General features: G+C 68.4%; 16 protein-coding genes. 3 read left to right on the top strand and 13 right to left on the bottom strand.

Features of this window, described 5'->3' with window-relative positions; genetic code table 11:
• Positions 1–60: 60 nt before the first annotated feature.
• Both secA2 and WU80_RS04025 read right to left on the bottom strand, forming a co-directional pair.
• On the bottom strand, positions 61–2385 hold the full coding sequence (gene secA2 / locus WU80_RS04030) for an accessory Sec system translocase SecA2 (RefSeq protein WP_055405729.1): 2325 nt from the start codon (positions 2383–2385) through the stop codon (positions 61–63).
• A gap of 38 nt (positions 2386–2423) precedes the next feature.
• Positions 2424–4067 (bottom strand): acetolactate synthase, encoded by a 1644-nt coding sequence (locus WU80_RS04025; protein ID WP_055404891.1) that lies wholly within the window; start codon positions 4065–4067, stop codon positions 2424–2426.
• A 93-nt stretch (positions 4068–4160) separates the two neighbouring features.
• Between WU80_RS04025 and WU80_RS04020 the strand changes: the two genes are divergently transcribed.
• On the top strand, positions 4161–6086 hold the full coding sequence (locus tag WU80_RS04020) for an ABC transporter ATP-binding protein/permease (RefSeq protein WP_055404892.1): 1926 nt from the start codon (positions 4161–4163) through the stop codon (positions 6084–6086).
• Between the two features lie 67 nt (positions 6087–6153).
• Here the strand turns inward: WU80_RS04020 and WU80_RS04015 are convergent, their stop codons facing one another.
• The 3 genes from WU80_RS04015 to WU80_RS04005 all read right to left on the bottom strand — a co-directional run bounded on the left by WU80_RS04015 (position 6154) and on the right by WU80_RS04005 (position 8975).
• Complete coding sequence (locus WU80_RS04015; protein ID WP_055404893.1) at positions 6154–7617, bottom strand: FAD-binding protein; 1464 nt, start codon at positions 7615–7617, stop codon at positions 6154–6156.
• 49 nt (positions 7618–7666) lie between these two features.
• The gene (locus WU80_RS04010) at positions 7667–8170 is read right to left on the bottom strand and encodes a VOC family protein (RefSeq protein WP_055404894.1); all 504 of its coding nucleotides are present in this window, start codon (positions 8168–8170) and stop codon (positions 7667–7669) included.
• Positions 8171–8291: 121 nt separating this feature from the next.
• Entirely contained in the window at positions 8292–8975 is a 684-nt protein-coding gene (locus tag WU80_RS04005) for a TetR/AcrR family transcriptional regulator (RefSeq protein ID WP_197281309.1), read from the bottom strand.
• Positions 8976–9088: 113 nt separating this feature from the next.
• Here WU80_RS04005 and WU80_RS04000 point away from each other — a divergent pair, with 113 nt between their 5' ends.
• The gene (locus WU80_RS04000; protein WP_055404896.1) at positions 9089–9544 is read left to right on the top strand and encodes a nitroreductase/quinone reductase family protein; all 456 of its coding nucleotides are present in this window, start codon (positions 9089–9091) and stop codon (positions 9542–9544) included.
• 6 nt (positions 9545–9550) lie between these two features.
• Here the strand turns inward: WU80_RS04000 and WU80_RS03995 are convergent, their stop codons facing one another.
• Positions 9551–10234 (bottom strand): hypothetical protein, encoded by a 684-nt coding sequence (locus tag WU80_RS03995; protein ID WP_055404904.1) that lies wholly within the window; start codon positions 10232–10234, stop codon positions 9551–9553.
• A 95-nt stretch (positions 10235–10329) separates the two neighbouring features.
• Entirely contained in the window at positions 10330–11274 is a 945-nt protein-coding gene (locus tag WU80_RS03990) for a sterol desaturase family protein (protein ID WP_055404897.1), read from the bottom strand.
• A gap of 64 nt (positions 11275–11338) precedes the next feature.
• Here WU80_RS03990 and WU80_RS03985 point away from each other — a divergent pair, with 64 nt between their 5' ends.
• The gene (locus WU80_RS03985) at positions 11339–12535 is read left to right on the top strand and encodes an NAD(P)/FAD-dependent oxidoreductase (RefSeq protein ID WP_055404898.1); all 1197 of its coding nucleotides are present in this window, start codon (positions 11339–11341) and stop codon (positions 12533–12535) included.
• Here WU80_RS03985 and WU80_RS03980 read toward each other — a convergent pair.
• From WU80_RS03980 to WU80_RS03955, 6 genes are all read right to left on the bottom strand, one after another.
• Complete coding sequence (locus WU80_RS03980; RefSeq protein ID WP_055404899.1) at positions 12532–13251, bottom strand: MgtC/SapB family protein; 720 nt, start codon at positions 13249–13251, stop codon at positions 12532–12534. The two genes, WU80_RS03985 and WU80_RS03980, sit on opposite strands and share 4 nt — an antisense overlap.
• A 148-nt stretch (positions 13252–13399) precedes the next feature.
• Positions 13400–13720, bottom strand: a complete 321-nt coding sequence (locus WU80_RS03975) for a DUF732 domain-containing protein (RefSeq protein WP_055404900.1) — start codon at positions 13718–13720, stop codon at positions 13400–13402.
• Between the two features lie 92 nt (positions 13721–13812).
• Positions 13813–14136, bottom strand: coding sequence for a DUF732 domain-containing protein (locus tag WU80_RS03970; protein ID WP_055404901.1), 324 nt, complete (start codon positions 14134–14136; stop codon positions 13813–13815).
• Between the two features lie 47 nt (positions 14137–14183).
• The gene (locus WU80_RS03965) at positions 14184–15596 is read right to left on the bottom strand and encodes a PPE family protein (protein WP_055404902.1); all 1413 of its coding nucleotides are present in this window, start codon (positions 15594–15596) and stop codon (positions 14184–14186) included.
• Positions 15597–15660: 64 nt separating this feature from the next.
• Complete coding sequence (locus WU80_RS03960) at positions 15661–16917, bottom strand: PPE family protein (protein ID WP_055404903.1); 1257 nt, start codon at positions 16915–16917, stop codon at positions 15661–15663.
• A gap of 960 nt (positions 16918–17877) precedes the next feature.
• On the bottom strand, positions 17878–18593 hold a 716-nt coding region (locus tag WU80_RS03955; RefSeq protein ID WP_156371777.1), incomplete at its 5' end, for an AAA family ATPase.

The following is an 18593-nucleotide window of genomic DNA, read 5'->3' as shown; positions in this document are numbered from 1 at the left end:
AGGCGTGACCTTAACGCGGGCGTATTGCGTTCCGTTAAACGGACCGACCCGGGCCCCGGCTTAGCGGAAGACCCCGGGCAGGCTCAGCGTGGACAGCGTGTCGTCGGACAGCGGGTTGTCGTTGACCATATACGTCCACGTCGACGTCGGGCGGGCGAGCTTGGACAGGTCGAGGCCCTGCTCCTCCTCGAGCACGTTCGCCGTCTCGAAGGTCTGCTGCGCGGCCTCGATCGCGTCGGCGGCCAGCGACGCGAACGCGTCGACCGCCAGCCGGTGGAACTCGTCGAGCGGGTTCTGCCGGCCCAGCGCGCGCAGGTGGATGCTTTCGCGGATGTCGGCCAAATAGGCCAGGTGGTCGGCCCAGCCGCGGTCGAGGTGATAGAGCATGATCTGCCGGCAGATCTTCTCCAGGCGGTCCTCTTCGATGTCCTTGGCCAGCCGCTTGTACCGCTTGGGCGCCAGTTCGGCGAGCTCCTCGCGCGCGGTTGCGGTGCGCAGCAACGTGTTCCGGCGATCGACGATGATGGCGCGCTGCTGGGCGATCAACTGGTTGTAGCGCCAGGTATTGGCGTGCACGTCGAGCATCCGGCCCTCGGCGACGCGCTGCGCATGGTCGAGCAGCCCGGCCGCCCTGGGGCTGACGATCCGGCCGTCCTCGTCGGTTTCCATGGGCAGCTTGTTGTGGTCGAGGTTGGCCGCCACGACGTCGTCTTCCCAGCTGGAGAAGAACACCGACGAGCCGGGGTCGCCCTGCCGTCCGGCGCGCCCGCGCAGCTGGTTGTCCAGCCGCTCGGTGTGGTGTCGGCCCGTCCCGACCACGTGCAGGCCGCCGAGCTCGGCGACCCGGTCGTGGTCGGCTTCGTCGGAGCCCCCGAGCCGAATGTCGGTGCCCCGCCCCGCCATCTGCGTCGACACGGTGACCACCCCGTACTTGCCGGCCTCGGCGATGACCTCCGCCTCCTCGGCGTCGTTCTTGGCGTTCAGCACCACCGCGGGCACGCCGCGGCGCAGCAGCCGCTCGTGCAGTTCCTCGGATTCGGCCACGTCGCGGGTGCCGACCAGCACCGGCTGCCCGGTCTCGTGCACCTCGGCGATGTGCGCGACGACCGCGTCGTTCTTGGCGGCGGCGGTGATGTAGACGCGGTCGGACTCGTCCTCGCGAATGTTGGGTTCGTTCGGGGGAATTGGCGACACGCCCAGCTTGTAGAACTGGCGCAGCTGCTCCCCGGCGGCCAGCGCGGTGCCGGTCATGCCGCAGACGGTGTCGTAGCGGTTGATCAGCGCCTGCACCGTGATGGTGTCGAGCACCTCGCCGGTTTCGGTGGTCTCGATGCCCTCCTTCGCCTCGACGGCGGCCTGCAGCCCGTCCGGCCAGCGTTGCAGTTGCGCGATGCGGCCGCGGGCGGCGTTGATCAGGTGCACCGCGTCGTCCCGGACGATGTAGTGCACGTCGCGTTGCAACAGCACGTGCGCGTGCAGCGCGACGTTGACCTCGGTCAGGGTGGTGCCGACGTGCTCCTCGGAATAGAGGTCGATGCCGCCGAGCGCCTTTTCCACCTTGCGCGCGCCGACGTCGGTCAGATGGACGTTGCGGCTGTCGGAGTCCGTGTCGTAGTCGGTGTCCGGGGAAAGCTCGCCGACCAGCTTGATGATCTCCAGCCGCGGCGTCTCGCGGTGGGTGGTGCCCGCCAGCACCAGCGGCACCAGGGCCTCGTCGACCAGCACCGAGTCGGCCTCGTCGATGAGGGCCACATCCGGGTTCGGCGACACCAGGTCGTCGACGTCGACCACGAGCTGGTCGCGCAGCACGTCGAACCCGATCTCGTTCACCGAGGCGTAGGTGACGTCGCAGCCGTAGGCGGCGCGGCGCTCCTCGCTGGTCGACTCGGCGGTGATCCAGCCGACGGTCAAACCCATCGCCTCGATGAGCGGGCCCATCCACTCCGCGTCGCGGCGGGCCAGATAATCGTTGATCGTCACCACGTGCACGTGCCGCCCGGCGAGGGCGTAGCCGGCGGCCGCGATCGCCCCGGACAGCGTCTTGCCCTCACCCGTGGCCATCTCGATGACGTCGCCGGCCAGCATGCGCAGCGCGCCCAGCAGCTGCACGTCGAACGGGCGCAGCGAGGTGGCCCGTTCGGCCGCCTCCCGGGCGATCGCGAGGAACTGCGAGATGTCGGCGGACTCCGCGAGCTCATCCAGTTTGAGCAGCCCGGCCGCCTTGCGAAGCTGCTCGTCCGTGAGGCCGGCGGCCTCCTCGTCGTACTCGGACGAGTCGGTGACCTGGGAAAGGGATCGGCTGCGGTTCTTTTCGGTGCTGGCGCCGAGCAGTTTCCAGAATCGGCTGCTCAGGCGGCCGGGTTGCGGGCGGCTGGTCTTTGGCACAGGTCAACGGTACGCGGTGGGCGGACCCACCCGGCTCATCAGGCGAGGTTGGACCGGCGCGGATAGGCGATGCTCGGGTCGGTGAGGACGTTGACCACCGACGGCAGGCCGCTGGCGAAGGCGCGTTCCAGCGCCGGCCGCAGCTCGACCGGCGCGGAGACCAGCTCGCCGTGGCCGCCCAGGGCGCGCACCACCTCGTCGTAGCGGGTGCCGGGACGCAGTTCCGCCACGACCGAGTAGCCGTACAACGCCTCCATGGGGTGCTTCTCCAGGCCCCAGATCCCGTTGTTGCCGATCACCGAGACCACGGGCACGTTGTGCCGGACCAGGGTGTCCCATTCCATCCCGCTGAAGCCGAACGCGCCGTCGCCCTGCAGCAGGACGACCTGACGGTCCGGCCGGGCCAGCTTGGCGGCCAGGGCGTAACCGGGGCCCGAGCCGAGGCAGCCGTACGGGCCGCTGTCCAGCCAGCAGCCCGGCTGGTAGCTGTCGATGACCCGCCCGGCGTAGGACCCGAAGTCGCCGGCGTCGATCACCACGATGGCGTCGCGATCCAGCATCGGCGCGAGTTCGGAGTACACCCGCATCGGATGCAGCGGGGTGCGGTCGTCGGCGAGTTCGGCCTTTTCCTTTGCCCGCGCCGCGGTTTCCGCCGCCCGCAGTTCGTCGATCCAGTCCTGGTGGTCGCTGCGGCCCCCGGGGGCCAGCGCCGCCAGTATCGACAACAGGTCGCCGTACAGTTCGGCCTCGACCGGGCGGGGATGTTTGCGTTCGGGTTCGGCACGGTCGGCCACGATGAGCCGCGTCTGCGGCCCGAACACCGCCCCGAAGCCCAGCCGGAAGTCCATCGGCACGCCGACGATCAGCGCAACGTCGGCCTCCCCCAACGCTTTTCCGCGCACCCGCGAGAACGCCAACGGGTGATCGGCGGGCACCGCGCCGCGGGCCATCCCGTTCATCAGCACCGGGATCTGCAGTTCCTCGGCTAGCCGTAGCAGGGCCGCCTCCCCGCGCCCCCACCACAGGTTGGTGCCCGCCATGATCACCGGCCGCCGCGCGGCGGACAGGGCGCTGGCGGCCCGGCCGAGCGCCTCGCCGTCGGGAGCGGGCCCCGGCGGCAGGTCGGTGAGGGCGCCGGGGCGGCCGTGATCCTCGGACATGGAAAAGACGTGGTCCATGGGGAAGTCGACGAAGCCGACGCCCGAGGGCGCGCCGACCGCCGCCCGCAACGCCTCGTCGACGAGCCGGCCGGCGTCCTCGGCCGACTGGGCCGTGGCGGCGAACCGCGCCAGCGGCGCCACGAACGGCACGTGGTCGATCTCCTGCAGCGAGCCCATGCCCCAGCGCTGCGCGGGCGCCCGGCCACCCAGCACCACCAGGGGTGAGCAGTTCTGCTGCGCTGCCGCCATCGCGCTCATCCCGTTGGTGACGCCCGGTCCCGCGGTGAGGGCGGCAACGCCGGGCACCCTGGTGACCTTCGACCAGCCCTCGGCGGCGAAGGCGGCGGTCTGCTCGTGGCGGGTGTCGATCAGCCGAATGCCCTCCTCGCGGCAGCCGTCGTAAACGGAGAACAAGTGGCCGCCGGACAACGTGAAGACGGTGTCGACCCCGCTGGCCCGCAGCCGGCGCGCGACCAGCCGGCCGGCGTGCAATGTTTGTGTGGGGATGGCGTCGGTGCTCATAACCGCAGCCTATCCAGATCCTTCCGGTACCTTCGCCGAAGGATTTGAAGTTCCAGCACAGTCCACCGGCTCGATCGTGAGGAGATAGCGACCATGGGCCCAAAGCCGTTCAAGCCCTCGATCGACTGGTCGGCCGCGGCCGTGGATTCCCTGCGGTGGGTCGCCATCGCGTGGTTGATCAGCGTCGTGTGTCTCTTCCTCGCGCTGGTGGCGTTCAGGTACCTCACGCCGTGGGGGCGGCAGTTCTGGCGGATCACCCGCGGCTACTTCGTCGGGGCGCGCAGCGTGGGTGTGTGGCTGATGCTCGGCGTGTTGTTGCTGTCGGTGCTGCTGTCGGTGCGGCTCACGGTGTTGCTCAGCTACCAGGGCAACGATCTGTACACGGCGGTGCAGAAGGCGGTGCAGGGCGTGGCGGCCGACGACGAGGCGGTCAAACAGTCCGGCATTCACGGCTTTTGGATGTCGATCGCCATCTTCAGCGTGCTGGCCACGCTGTACGTCATCCGGTTCATGATCGATATCTACCTGACGCAGCGGTTCATCATCGCCTGGCGCATGTGGCTGACCGCCCACCTCACCGACGACTGGCTCGACGGCAGGGCCTACTACCGGGACCTGTTCATCGACAACACGATCGACAACCCCGACCAGCGCATCCAGCAGGACATCGACATCTTCACCGCGAATGCCGGTGGTACGCCGAACATTCCGTCGAACGGGACCGGCAGCACCCTGCTGTTCGGGGCGGTCAACGCGGTGGCCTCGGTGATCTCGTTCGCGGCGATCCTGTGGAACCTGTCCGGAAACCTCAACGTGTTCGGCGTCGACTTCCCCCGCGCGATGTTCTGGACGGTCCTGGTGTATGTGTTCGTCGCCACGCTGGTCGCCGTCTGGCTGGGGCATCCGCTGATCCGGCTGAGCTTCAACAACGAGAAACTCAACGCCGCGTTCCGGTATGCCCTGGTGCGCTTGCGGGATGCCGCCGAGGCCGTCGGCTTCTACCGCGGCGAGCGCGTCGAGCGGTCGCAACTGTGGCGCCGGTTCACCCCGATCATCGACAACTACCGCAAGTTCGTGCGCCGGACCATCATCTTCAACGGCTGGAACTGGTCGGTGTCGCAGGCGATCGTCCCGCTGCCGTGGGTGATTCAGGCGCCGCGCTTGTTCGCCGGGCAGATCGACTTCGGTGACGTCGGGCAGAGCGCGACCGCCTTTGGCAACATTCACGATTCGTTGTCGTTCTTCCGGAACAACTACGACGCCTTTGCGGCCTTCCGCGCGGCCATCATCCGGTTGCACGGGCTGGTCGACGCCAACAGCCAGGGCCGCGCGCTGCCGAGCATGCTGGTCAAGCCCAGCGAAGAATCGGCCGTCGAACTCCGCGACGTCGAGGTGCGCACGCCGGGCGGCGACCGGTTGATCGACCCGCTGGATGTTCAACTGGCCGAAGGTGATTCGCTGGTGATCACCGGGCGCTCCGGTGCCGGCAAGACCACGCTGCTGCGCAGTCTCGCCGAGCTGTGGCCGTATGCTTCCGGGACCCTGTGCCGCCCGGACGGCGACAACGCGACGATGTTCCTGTCGCAGCTGCCGTACGTGCCGCTGGGCAACCTGCGCACCGTGGTGTGCTACCCGAACTCACCGGACGGCGTCTCCGACGACGAGCTGCGTGAGGTGCTGAACAAGGTCGCCCTGGCCCCCCTGCTCGATCGGCTCGAGGAGGAACGGGATTGGGCCAAGGTGCTTTCGCCCGGCGAGCAGCAGCGTGTCGCCTTCGCGCGGATCCTGCTCACCAAACCCAAGGCGGTGTTCCTGGACGAGGCCACCTCCGCGCTGGACGAGGGGCTGGAATTCGCGCTCTACCAACTGGTGCGGACCGAACTGCCGGACTGCGTGGTCGTGAGCGTCAGCCACCGGCCCACCGTCGAGCAGCACCACGAACAGGAACTGCAACTGCTCGGTGGCGGACCGTGGCGGCTGGGTCCCGTGGAGGAGAAGAAGGAGCCCGCGCGCGTCTAGCGCGCTCGGGCCGTGCGGGTCTAGCGCGCTCGGGCCGCGTGCGCTCCGGCGCCGGGTTGTAGCGCGCCTACGCGCCCCCGGCCCCTCGGGCCGCGTGCGCTCCGGCGCGGCGCCCGAAGAACGAGCCCTCACCCAGCTGCGTGCCACTGGCGTAACCCTTGCCATCCTGGGCGATATTCGAGGCGCACGCCCCGGCCGCGTACAACCCCGGCACCACGGTGCCGTCCGCGCGCAGCACCTCACCGTCCACGGACGTGGCCAGCCCGCCGATGGTGAAACCGGCATACATCGCCTTGCCCAGCGACATGTCGAACGCGCCCCACGGCCCGTGATCCTGTGCCGCAAGGAATTCCGGTTGCTTGTGAAAATCGGGGTCCTCGCCGCGGGCGGCGTTGGCGTTGTACCGGTCCAGCGTGGCAACGAGGTTGCCCTCCGGAATGCCAAGCGCCGCTTCCATTTCCGGCACCGTTTCCCACCCGTCGATGAGCGGGACCAGCGGCATCTTGGGGTGCTCGAGGTGCGCCTCGTCGACGATGAGGAACGCCGCGCTGTCCGGCTGGTCCATGATGAACCCCGAGGTCCTGGAATGGTATGAGTCCTCGGCCACGAAGCGCTGCCCGAGCTTGTTCACGATGATCCCGGTCAACAGGATCGACGGCGGGTACGGCGGGGCCGTGATGAAGATCTGATCCATGTGCTCGGTGGCGCCCCCGGCCGACACGCCCATCCGGATGCCCAGCCCGTCGTCGTAGGTGTTGCCCAGCACGAACGGCTTCTCGGCCAGCTTCGGCGTGTACTTGGCAACCATCTCCGGGTTCATCACGAAGCCCCCGGCAGCGATGATCACCGACTTTGCCTTCACCGCACCGGTTTCGGCGAAGTGCTTCCACGTGACACCGCTGACCGCGCCCGAACCGTCCACGATGAGCTCGGTGGCGCCCGTCTCGTAGCGGATCTGCACGCCCAGGCTCGCGGCGCGCTTCAGCAGCAGGTCGATCACCATGCTGGCGCCCCCGGTGTCGCCGGGCACGGGCACCTTGTGGCCGCGCGGCGCCGGCACCGCCTTCTCCAGGAAGGGCCACACCTTCTCGTTGCCGGTGAACATCAGGCCCTCGGTGTTGGGCTGGATGACAGCCTTGCCCGGGAAGTAGCTGCGCTCGAACTGAAAACCCAAGTCTTCCAACCAGTTGAAGTGCTCGACGCTGCCTTCGCAGTACGCCCGGATTTTGTCGTGGTCCGGCTTCCGGGACACGGCCACCAGGTACTTGTACATCTCCTCCGGCGAATCCGGGTGGCCGGTCGCTTCCTGCACCGCCGTTCCCCCACCCAGGTAAAAATGGCCGCCCGCAAGCGAAGTCGTGCCGCCGGCCGCCGCCGCGCGCTCCAGCACCAGCACCCGCGCCCCGGCGGCCGCCGCGCTGACCGCCGCGCAGCCGCCCGCGATGCCGAAGCCGATCACCACCACGTCGACGTCATCGGACCACGAATTGACGTCGTCCGCGCTGACGGTGGCCGGTATCTCGGTGCTCATTGGCGCCACTCCTCCTCATTGCTGTGCACAGCATCGTCGCCGGCGCGGCTCATGGGCGCTGCTCCTGTTTGATGTAGTCGTAAAACGCCCTCATCTCGGGCGCAATGTAGGCGATCTCCACGAACGGCACCGCCGCCCGCGGCGACGACACGTACGCGAATTGGATACCGCCGGGCATCACGCCTTGCTGCACCACGGGGGCCCCGAACTGCACCGCCTCGGCCAGCACCGCGTCGAACTGCTCCGGGCTTTCCACCTCCATGCAGATGTGGTGCAGACCCGGCGCGGATTCGCGCAGAAAGTCACTATAGATGTTCTCCCCGCTGACCGGCTGGATCAGTTCCAACTGCATGTCACCGAGATAGCTCAGCGAGATGCTGGCAACGAAATCGGCGGGCTTTCCGAGGTAGCTGCAGGTGTCCGGAGCAAAGTGCACCTCGGGTATCCGCACCCACTTGCGCACACCTAACAGGCCGGTGAGGGCGGTTTCGGTGGCATCCAGGTCGGTGGTAACCCACGCGATCTGCGTCGGCGACTGAACGGGAAGGGTCATCGTCTCGCAGGATAGTCCAGCGGCCCGCACGCCAGAAAGGGCCGCGAAAACTTTGCCATCGCGGGCCGTCGCGCCGCCGGGACGGCCGGGTGAACATGTTCTAATTCGGCCGGCCGGCCGGTCAGTGCTGGCCCAGCACGTCCACCAGGAGGCGCACCTGCGTGTCGAACACCGCCTCGGGGTCGGTGAGGGTGTCGGCGCCGTACTGCCCAAACACCTCGAGGCTGATCGCGCCCAACACCCCGGCCCACAGCAGGAAACATTTGGCCACGACCCGATCATCGCCGGGAAACCCGAACTCGTGGCGAATCCGCTCGAAGTCCGACGACATTGGTTGCGGTGCAACGACATCCGTCAGCCTGATGTCACCGGTGGCGATCCCGGACGCGACGGCGTCGAAGAAGGCCGCGACCACGCGGGTTCCGACCGCCACGGTGCGCTCCGGCGGGGCGTGATAGCCGGGCACGGGGCTGCCGTAGAGCAGGGCCCAGCGGGAGGGGTGCGCGACGGCCCACCGCCGCACCGCCCGCGCGATGGCCACGACATCCTCGCTCCACAGCTCCCCGACAGTCTCGCGGGCGCGGTCCACGGCGTCGGCCAGGTCCGAGTAGGCGTCCACCAGCAGCAGGGTCAGCAGCTCGTCGCGGCTGGACACATATCGATACACGGCCGAGGACACCATGCCCAGGTCCCGCGCGATCGCGCGCACGGACAGCCCGGCCGCGCCGCGCTCGACCAGCTGCCGGCGACCGAGCTCGACGATGCGCGCCTCGATCTGCTCCCGGGTTTCCTGGCGTTTGCCCACGCGGTCAGTCTGGCACAACCGAGATCACCGCTCTTGCTTTCTGGCCAGGACTGTGGCAGTGTCGCCGCCTTAGAGAGCACCGCTCTCGACAAGTTTGCGAGAGAGGACGCGACATGTCGACGCGATACGAAGAGCCGAACGCCGCCGCACGGGCCGCCAACGCGGTGATCCGGTGGCTTGCCGAACTGGGGATCAGCATCGCCGGGACCCGCGCGCTGCGGGTCCGCGGGCGCAAGTCCGGGAAACCGCGGGCGGTGGTCATCAATCTGTTGACCGTCGACGGCGTGGACTACCTGGTGTCGCCGCGCGGCAACACCCAGTGGGCGCGCAACGTCAGGGCGGCGGGCGTCGTCGAAACGGGCCCCCGCTGGCGCAGGCGGCGCGCCCGGGTCAGCGAGGTGGCCGACTCGGCCAAGCCGGAACTGCTGCGACGCTATCTGGACCGCTGGTATTGGCAGGTCAAGGGCTACGTCGGCGGGCTGACGCCGGACAGCACCGACGAACAATTCCGCGCCGCCGCGCCCACGATCCCGGTGTTCGCCCTCGCGCAGGCCGAAGCGCCCCGCTGAGTTCCCTTAGCGGGCCCCGCCCCGCGCCACCCCGAGGTCCTCCCGGACCTCTTCGGAAGTGGCCCGCCACGACACCGCCGCCGGGAAGTCCCCCCAGACGCTGTTGAAGATGCCGACGAGCAGCCCGGGGCCGGCGCTGGACGGCAAGTACACCGGGCCGCCCGAATCGCCGTTGTGGCTCTGCACGCCGTGCGACATGGTGAACCAGCCGTTGTTCACGCTTTCCACCGTCCCGCAGGTTTCGCCCGTGCTCACCCCGAAGTGACAGATCGCCTGGCCGGGGGCCAGCGCGGCGGCCGGGTTCGAGATCAGTTGCCGCCCGCCCGGCAGGACGTTGTTCGCCAGCACGCCGTTGTCCAGCACGATCGCCTCGTAATCGGTGATCAACTGGTCGGTGGCCACCGTCGTGCCACTGGGGGTGTTGTCCCGGAAGGCGGCCAGCCGGCCGATGACCGCGCCACCCCGGTCGGTCACGACCCCGCCTTCGCCGCGGCAGTGGCCCGCGGTGAACGCGATTTTGAGACTGGGGTCGACGTAACCCAGCGTGCAGACGCGGTTGCCCTGGTGGATCTCCATGCCCGGATATACCGCGACGGGATCGGCCTCGGCCGGCGCAGGGGGCATCGATTGCGCGAGCGCGGCGACGGTGATCGACGCGGTGAAAGCGCGCATTGCCAGGCGACGCACCATCAACTCCGATCCGTCGGGGCCCAAATCTCGACCGATTCGAGATTACGGCGTGACTTTCCGTTACGCAGAAGTCTTCGCGCCGTGAAGTCCCCGCGTTACGGCGAAGTCGCCAGCGGGACGGTCGCCTCGCCGGCTTCCGCGGTGCGCGGCGCCCAGCCCGGTGGCCCGAAAACGTAGCCCAGACGATCGCGCAGGCGGTTTGCCGATCGCCAGTCGCGGGCGATCGCGACGTATTCGCGGGTCTGCAGCTTCCAGATGTTGAACGTGTCGACCTGCTTGGTGAGGCCGTAGTGGGGGCGGAACAGTTCGGGCTGGAAGCTGCCGAACAGCCGGTCCCAGAGGATCAGGATGCCGCCGTAGTTCTTGTCCAGATAGATCTGGTCCATCCCGTGGTGCACCCGGTGGTGCGAGGGGGTGTTGAAGACGAATTCGAACGGGCGCGGCAGCTTGTCGATGCGCTCGGTGTGGATCCAGAACTGGTAAATCAGGTTCAGCGACCAGCTGAAGTACACCATCCAGGGGGGAAGGCCCAAGAGCGGCAACGGAACCCACATCAAGACCTCGCCGCTGTTGTTCCACTTCTGGCGCACCGCGGTGGCGAGGTTGTAGTACTGGCTCGAGTGGTGGGCCTGGTGCGTCGCCCATACCAGTCGGACCCGATGAGCCATCCGGTGGTAGCCGTAGTACAGCAGGTCGACGCCGACAAGCGCGACGACCCAGGTGTACCACTTGGCCGGCGAGAGGTGCCACGGCGCCAGGTAGGCATAGATCGCGGTGTAACCCAGCAGCGCGAGCGCCTTCCAGCCGGCGCTGGTGGCGATCGAGACCAGGCCCATCGAGATGCTCGTCCACGAGTCGCGGGTCAGGTACGCGCCGGATCCGGGCCGCTCCTCAGTGGTCTGGGAGGCCTCGCTGCGCTGCAGCTTGCGGGCCGCGGTCCATTCGATGGCCAACAGCAATAGGAAGAACGGGATGGCGAACAGCACCGGGTCGCGCACCTGCGGGGGCAGCGCGAACCAGAACCCGATGACAGCATTCACACCGATAGATTACGACCATCGGCCGACTCTGGTAACGGCCCGTACCAAATGAGGTATTGAGCACTTGACCGCTGTGCTGGTGATCGGCTCGGGGTTCGCCGGGTTATGGGCGGCACTCGGCGCGGCCCGGCGCTGCGACGAGCTCGCCATCCCGGCGGGCAGCGTCGACATCACCGTCGTGAGTGCCAAACCCTTCCACGACATCCGGGTGCGTAACTACGAAGCCGACCTGACGCCCTGCCGGATTCCGCTCGCCGACCTGCTCGACCCCGTTGGGGTGGCGCACGTTGCCACCGAGGTGACCGGCATCGACACCGACGCCCGAACAGTCGCCACCTCGAGCGGGGTGACCTATCCCTACGACCGGCTGGTGCTGGCGTCGGGCAGCCACGTCGTCAAACCCGCTATCCCGGGCCTGCGGGAACACGGCTTCGACGTCGACACCTATGCCGGCGCCCTGGCGCTGCGGGACCATCTGCGTCGGCTCGCCGACGGAGCGCCGACGGCCGCGGCGGCCACGGTCGTCGTCGTCGGGGCGGGGCTGACCGGCATCGAAGTGGCCTGCGAGCTGCCGGAGCGGTTGCGGGGACTGTTCGCCGCGAGCGGCGTCACTCCCCGGGTGGTGCTGCTGGATCGCGGCCGCATCGGCTCCGATATGGGCGCGGCGGCGCGCCCGGTGATCGAAGAAGCCCTGTCGGCCAACGGCGTCGAGGCGCGGGCAGGGGTGGGCGTCACCGCGATCAGCGAGCGCGGCGTGGCGCTGACTTCGGGCGAGCACCTGGCGGCGGCCACGGTGGTGTGGTGCGCCGGAATGCGGGCGAGCCCGCTGACCGAGCAGCTGCCGGTGGCGCGCGACGGCCTGGGGCGGGTCACCGTCGACGACTATCTGCGGGTGATCGGACTGCCCGCGGTCTTCGCCGCGGGCGACGTCGCGGCGGCCCGCATGGACGACGACCACCTGTCGGTGATGTCGTGCCAACACGGCCGCCCGATGGGGCGCTACGCCGGGTACAACGTCATCAGTGACCTGTTCGGCGAGCCGCTGCTGGCCCTCCGAATCCCTTGGTACGTTACGGTTCTCGACCTCGGGCCCGCGGGGGCGCTCTACACCGAGGGGTGGGATCGGGCGGTCGTGGCCGTCGGCGCCCGGGCCAAGGACACCAAGCGGACCATCAATACCCGCCGGATCTATCCGCCGTTGACCGGCAACCGCGCCGACCTGCTGGCCGTGGCCGCGCCGGAGCTGCAGTCGCGCCCCTAGCCGCGGCTGTCCGACTGCGCCTCGTCGCCGGCGTACCACTGGACCGCACGGACCCCGGGTTGCAGGGACAGCTCGGCCACCAGCCGCTCCAGCCGCGATGGCGCATCCCCGTCCATGAGCAGGTGCGCGGTCAGGGTGATCTCGTCGTCGCCGTCGGCCCGCCCGGTGTGGATGCCGCGCAGCGTGATGTCGTTGCCGTTGGCGTGCTGCACGATCTGGGCGCGCGCGTACTTCTCGTGTTTCGGGCGGGCGATCACCTGCACCAGGTAGGGCCGCAGGCTTTCGTCCTCGTCGCCGGTGTTGTCGCGGTCGATCAGCCGGCCCAGCGGGCGCCCGAACACATGGATGGCGATGACCGTGCCGGTGCCGATCAGGGTGAACACCAGATGCCCGGACGCGGCCAGGACGCCGATCGCCGCGGAGCACCACAGGGTGGCGGCGGTGTTGAGGCCCCGGACGTTGACGCCTTCCCGCAGGATCACGCCACCGCCGAGGAAGCCGATGCCGGACACCACATACGACGCGACCCTGGTCGGGCTGGTGTCCGTGGTGGCGACGGCGTACAGCACGAACAAGGTGGCGCCGGCCGCGACCAGCGCGTTGGTGCGCAATCCGGCCCGGCGCGCCCGCCATTGCCGTTCCAGGCCGATGAGGGCGCCGCAGCCCACCCCGACGGCGAGCCGGAGCGCGAAATCGGCGACGCTGAGCGTATCCATGGCACTCCTTCTCCTCGGGCCGCGTACGCTGCCGTAGCCGCAGCTAACCAGGCTCAGGTGAACAGCGGGTGGACCTCGCCGGAACCGGACGCGCGGCGGCCACCTGTGCGAAACCTGGGGGCCGCCAAACGGTTCCCGCTATGGGCGGCTAGCTCCTGTTGAGTTGCTGGGGGCAGTAATACTTCGCGGCGATCGCCAGAAACGACGTCGCGTGATCCGTAGTGAGCCCGGGGTTTTGGCCCTTCAGATCGTTGACCATTTGGGGGCCGTACTCGCCGTTGCCCATCGCCGTGCACACCGCTTGGGCGAACTGGACCGCCGCCTCCGGCGTCTTGTAGGTGATGCCCGCGCTTCGCAGCGACGCGAGAAAGCTCGCCTGGTCGACGCCGCCGGTATCCGGGTCACCATGTGCGGGCGCGGCGAGTCCGATCGCGGCGCACACGCCGACGACACCCACCAGCATCCTCATAGCTCGCGATTGTCTCACGCCGGCGGACCGCGTGCAGCGTCGAATCCTATGGCTGAATCGCCTTGTCCATCAGCCTGACTCGGGCCGGCCGATCAGGCCTTGGAGAGTTGATGCGGGCAGTAGTACTTCGCCGAGATCATGGCGAAGTTGGAGGCCATCTCCATGTCCATCCCCGGATTGTGCGTCTTCACGTCGTGGACCAGCTCGAGGCCCGACTCGCCGTTGTTCAGACACGAACACACGGCCCGGCCCGCCCCGACGGCCGCGTCCGGGCTGGCGAAGCTGAAGCCCGCCTGATGCAGGGCGGCGAGGAAGGCCCCGTCGTCGCCGTCCGGCTCTGGCGGCGGGCCGGCGTGCGCCGGCGCGGCCAACCCGATCACGACCGGGGCGCTCAATAGAACCAGTAAACGTTTCATCGCGCAACCTCCTTGGCTTAGCTGTTTGGCCCGAAACATGTTGACCCTCAGCCCAATTGGGCGTCAGCGGGCAGGACCTTGGACTTGTCACCCTTCTTCAGGTGGACCGCGTGAATGCCGGGCTTCTTCGCCAGCTGCTCGAGCAGGGCGTCCAAGCCTTCCTGGTCGACGTTGTGGTGCTGCACGGTTTCGGGTTTCTCCGATATCTGCGCGACCAGCCGCTTGAGTTGTTCCGGCGACTGCTTGTCTTTGAGGTCCTTGATCGGCTTCATCCGATTGCGCACGCTGGCCCCCACCACGGTGGGCCCGCCGGCGCCGAGGGCACTGCCGAGCATCCCCGCCATGGCCATCGAACTGAACAGGCCGCCCTCGGCCAGACTGGCGGCCGGGACGGCCTCGGGCCCGGCGGCCGACAGCGCCGCGGCGACCGTCCGGATGGCCGGGGTGGCCGAGGCCCAACTGGGCGGGACGGTGAGCTGCCCCACCAAGGTGCCACGCGCGAAACCCGCCGCCGGACTGATCGCGTCGTACAGCGTGCCGCGGCCGAAGCCCAGCGCCCCGAGACCGGCACCCAGCGCGTCCTTCGGCAACGCGCCGTAGGCGGCGGGTGGGGCGAATTTGAGCCACTGCGACAGGGGGAAGTTGATCAGCAACCCGACGTCGTTGAACTGGGTGGTCAGTCCCAACGGCACCTTGACGGCGTTGTACATGGCCGTGATCAAGGGGGTGCCGGCGGGCGTGGTGCCGAAGCCCTTCAAGAACGTGGTGATCGCGGTGTTGTATTCGGTGGCGAGCTGCGACAGCCACGCCAGTATCGGGTTGCCCGGGCCCGCGGTCAGCGAGTCGGCCGTTGCGCTGATGGTCGACCCGACGCTGCCGGCCGATGTGCCCGCGGCTTGGCTCACCGCGGCCGATTGCATCGTCGGGCCCGCGCCGGTGGTGGTTTGCGGCGGGTCGTTGAACGGCGTGAACCGGGTGGCCACCTCCGACGAGCTGGCGTAGGTGTCCATCGCCACGGCGTCCTGGGCCCACATCTCGCCGTACTGGGTCTCGGTGGCCGCGATCGCCGCCGTGTTCTGCCCGAACAGGTTGGTCGCCATCAGCTGCGCCAACAGGGCCCGGTTTTCGGCGATCACCGGGGGCGGCACGTGGGCCGCGAGCGCCGTCTCGTAGGCGGCCGCCGCCGCGGCGGCCTGCGTCGCGGCCTGCTGGGCCTGGACGGCGGTCTGCTGCATCCAGGCCACGTAGGGGGCCGCCGCCGACGCCATGGCGATCGAGGACGGACCGACCCAGGGGCCGGTGGCCAGACTCGAAACCACCGAGGAGTAGGCGGTCGCCGCGGACTGCAGCTCGGTGGCCAGGTTCTCCCATGCCGTCGCCGCGGCCACCAACGACTCCGCCCCCGGACCGGCGTATATCCGGCCGGAGTTGAACTCCGGCGGGAAGGCTCCGTAAAACATCTCTATTCCCCTGTCCTCGGCGCCCGCGCGGACGGCGCTGGCCTCTGTGTGGTGGTCATCGCCGTCAGTCCTCCAGGGCCGGGATGACGATGATGGTGGCCGCGGCCGGATCGGCCTCGGCGACGGCACCGCCCAGCGCAGTGGCCGTAGCCGCGGCGCCGCCCACCGAACGCGTCGCGCTGCTTGCGACGGCGCGGCCGAGCAGGCTCGACAGGCCCATCTGGCTGAACATGCCCTCCTCACCGGCCAGGGCGGCGGCCGGCGCGGCCGTCATGTCGGCGGGCAGCACCTGGGCGATCGTTCGGATCGCCGGAGCGGCTTCCGTCCAGCCCTGCGGCACCGACATGCCGCCGACCAGGGCCGCCTTGCCCATGGACCCCGACGCCGGCCCCACGGCGGAGCTGAGCATCGGCCGCACCGCGCTCGGGCCGCTGGTCAAGGGGGCGAGCGCGCCGTTGATCGCCTTCGGGCCGGACAGGTAGGCGGCGGCGCCCTGGCCGTTCTGGCCCCAGGCGTACGCCTGGCCGAAGGACAGGAACGGGCCACCCGGGACGCTGCTCCACGACTGCGGGGAGTACGGGCCCGTCAGCACCGACCAGATGTTGTTCCAGTAGTCCAGGTTTTGTCCGATCCCCAGGCCCGTTCCCGTCGTCGGGGCGGTCGGGGCGGCCGCCTGGACATTGCCGGCGTTGAGCATGGGTTGCATCGCCGTGCTCAGCTGCGCGGCGGTGTTGGAGCTCGACTGCGCGCCCGACTGGGTGACGGCGGCCGCCTGCATCGGACCGGCCGACTCGTTGGTGGTCTTGGGCGGCTCGGCGAACGGCGTCAGCTGCGATGCCGCCGCCGACGAGGCCGCGTAGCCGTACATCGCGGCGGCGTCCTGGGCCCACATCTCCATGTATTGGGCTTCGGTGGCGGCGATCGCCGGTGTGTTCTGGCCCAGGAAGTTGGTGGCGATCAGCGCCGCGAGCAAAGCGCGGTTGGCCGCGATCACCGGGGGCGGCACGGTGGCCGCGAACGCCGCCTCGTAGGCGCCCGCGGCCAGCTTGGCCTGGGCGCCCGCCTCCTCGGCCTGGGCGCCGGTGGCCTGCATCCATACCACGTACGGCGCCGCGGCGGCGGCCATCGCTATCGACGACGGACCCGTCCAGGGGCCCGTCGCCAGCATCTCGATCGTCGAGTGGTACGACACCCCGGCCGCCTGCAACTCCGCGGCCAGTTCGTCCCAGGCCGCCGCAGCGGCCAGCAACGGGCCCGACCCCGCGCCCACGTACATCCGCCCCGAATTGATCTCCGGCGGAAGCGCTCCAAAATCCAGCATGTACTACCTCCGGTCCCGCAAGTGGCCGCCATGGTAGGCGCGGCTTTGCTGGGTCGGCCGCAACCGCGGCACAGTTCTAAGGAAACGCATCGAATCCGCTACGCCGGCCATGGATTCACTTCACGCACTGCAGACACAGGACCATTTCCTCCCTAGCTGAATTCCCCCGGCGAAGATTGGCGTCCGGGACGCCCAACCCATCGCTGCACCAATATAAGATCATCGTGACCGTAATGTATTCGCGCATCGTTCCCAGCGCGTAACATAATGTAAAAGGTCAATGACACGACGGTATTGGCGAGTGTGAGAACTTTGGCCCGCCTAGCTATTCGATCATATCGCAAACACGCAGCGTAAGAAGATTTTACGCAGCACAGAGCAACGGTAACGAAAGGCTCCGCCACCGCTGCAGTAGCAATATTCGCTTCACGAACCCGGCATTTCACCGGCCCCGGTTAAATGTGATCTAGCTCCTATTCAGACCGCAATATGCGTCAGCAGAAAAGGCCTCCTATTGACGTAAACACGACAGCACGAGATAAATGCACGACAACTCCACGAATTGTCATTCACCCTAAACCGGCCAGCTCATAGCCGGCGTATCACCGAACCAATTGCCTCAAAGTCGGAGGCAGTCGCCCCGGCTGCAAGCCGACCGCGCTGTCGGCGTCACGTTGCTGGCGCCACCCGCTCGAACCGCCGCCGACGCCAAGCCGCCGGCCGCCGTCGCACCGCGAGCGAGTGATTTGCCATGTCATTCCCTACTGTTCACCTACTCGCAGGGTAAACGGGCTAGACTGCCGCACCGCTGACTAGCTGCTGGCAGTTTCCTGGGAGCGGTTCCAACCGCGGGTTTTTCAGAAGCGGCGCCGATCCGCTCCGACGGTACGTGGGTCGCTCGGCGGCGAATGGTCCCCGGAGGGTCGCGTCATGGCCGCCTGCCACGGACGCGAGGCCGAGTTACGTCGTCTTCTTCTCGGCCACTGCCGCGCTGAGGCCCTCGGCGAGGTCCTCGGCGGTCAGCTCCTTGAACCGCAAGAGTTGCCGCTCGCTGAATTCGGTGACGTCACTGGCCAGAACCGCGTCCAGGTCTTCGTCGTCGAGGCGGAAACTGCGGTGATCGCGGGCCTTTTCCACCACGTTGCGCACGAAACCGGCGTTGCCCAGCGTGTCGATGCCGCGGATCAGGTCGCCGTCTTCGGAGTAGTTCTCGTCCAGATAAAACCTTGTGTAGGAAGGCAATAGGGAGTGGGCCGCCTCTTCGGTGATCACATCCTCGTTCTCCTGGCCCATCAACCGGGTCAGCGCGACCAACTCGTCCGGCGTGTAGCTGAAGAACTCGATCACGGTCGAAAACCGCCGTCGCAGACCTTGATTCACGTCGAGCATCTTTTCCATCGCCTTGGCGTATCCCGCGCCGAAGACCACGAGTTCGTCGCGATGGTTCTCCATGTACAGCAGCAGCGTGTTGATGATCGCGTTCCCGTAGGGGTCGCCTTGCTGGTAACCCTTCTCGTGCAAGGTGTGCATCTCGTCGAAGAAAACCGCCCCGCCCAGAGCTTCCTCGAGCATTTCCTCGGTGTTCTTCTCCGCGTCGGCCATGTAGCGGCCCAACAGCTTGGTGCGGCTGGTTTCCACGACCACCGGCTTGCGCAGCACCTGTCTCTTATACACAT

The sequence above is a fragment of the Mycobacterium sp. UM_11 genome (genome assembly GCF_001414075.1).
Classification (GTDB): domain Bacteria; phylum Actinomycetota; class Actinomycetes; order Mycobacteriales; family Mycobacteriaceae; genus Mycobacterium.
This window is presented reverse-complemented; position numbering and strand designations above follow the sequence as displayed.

Bases quoted from the DNA above. Each gene is read 5' to 3' on its own strand.
- WU80_RS04025 (WP_055404891.1), bottom strand. From the start codon at position 4,067: ATGAGCACCGACGCCATCCCCACACAAACATTGCACGCCGGCCGGCTG.
- WU80_RS04020 (WP_055404892.1), top strand. From the start codon at position 4,161: ATGGGCCCAAAGCCGTTCAAGCCCTCGATCGACTGGTCGGCCGCGGCC.
- WU80_RS04015 (WP_055404893.1), bottom strand. From the start codon at position 7,617: ATGAGCACCGAGATACCGGCCACCGTCAGCGCGGACGACGTCAATTCG.
- WU80_RS04010 (WP_055404894.1), bottom strand. From the start codon at position 8,170: ATGACCCTTCCCGTTCAGTCGCCGACGCAGATCGCGTGGGTTACCACC.
- WU80_RS04000 (WP_055404896.1), top strand. From the start codon at position 9,089: ATGTCGACGCGATACGAAGAGCCGAACGCCGCCGCACGGGCCGCCAAC.
- WU80_RS03995 (WP_055404904.1), bottom strand. From the start codon at position 10,234: ATGGTGCGTCGCCTGGCAATGCGCGCTTTCACCGCGTCGATCACCGTC.
- WU80_RS03980 (WP_055404899.1), bottom strand. From the start codon at position 13,251: ATGGATACGCTCAGCGTCGCCGATTTCGCGCTCCGGCTCGCCGTCGGG.
- WU80_RS03975 (WP_055404900.1), bottom strand. From the start codon at position 13,720: ATGAGGATGCTGGTGGGTGTCGTCGGCGTGTGCGCCGCGATCGGACTC.
- WU80_RS03970 (WP_055404901.1), bottom strand. From the start codon at position 14,136: ATGAAACGTTTACTGGTTCTATTGAGCGCCCCGGTCGTGATCGGGTTG.
- WU80_RS03965 (WP_055404902.1), bottom strand. From the start codon at position 15,596: ATGTTTTACGGAGCCTTCCCGCCGGAGTTCAACTCCGGCCGGATATAC.
- WU80_RS03960 (WP_055404903.1), bottom strand. From the start codon at position 16,917: ATGCTGGATTTTGGAGCGCTTCCGCCGGAGATCAATTCGGGGCGGATG.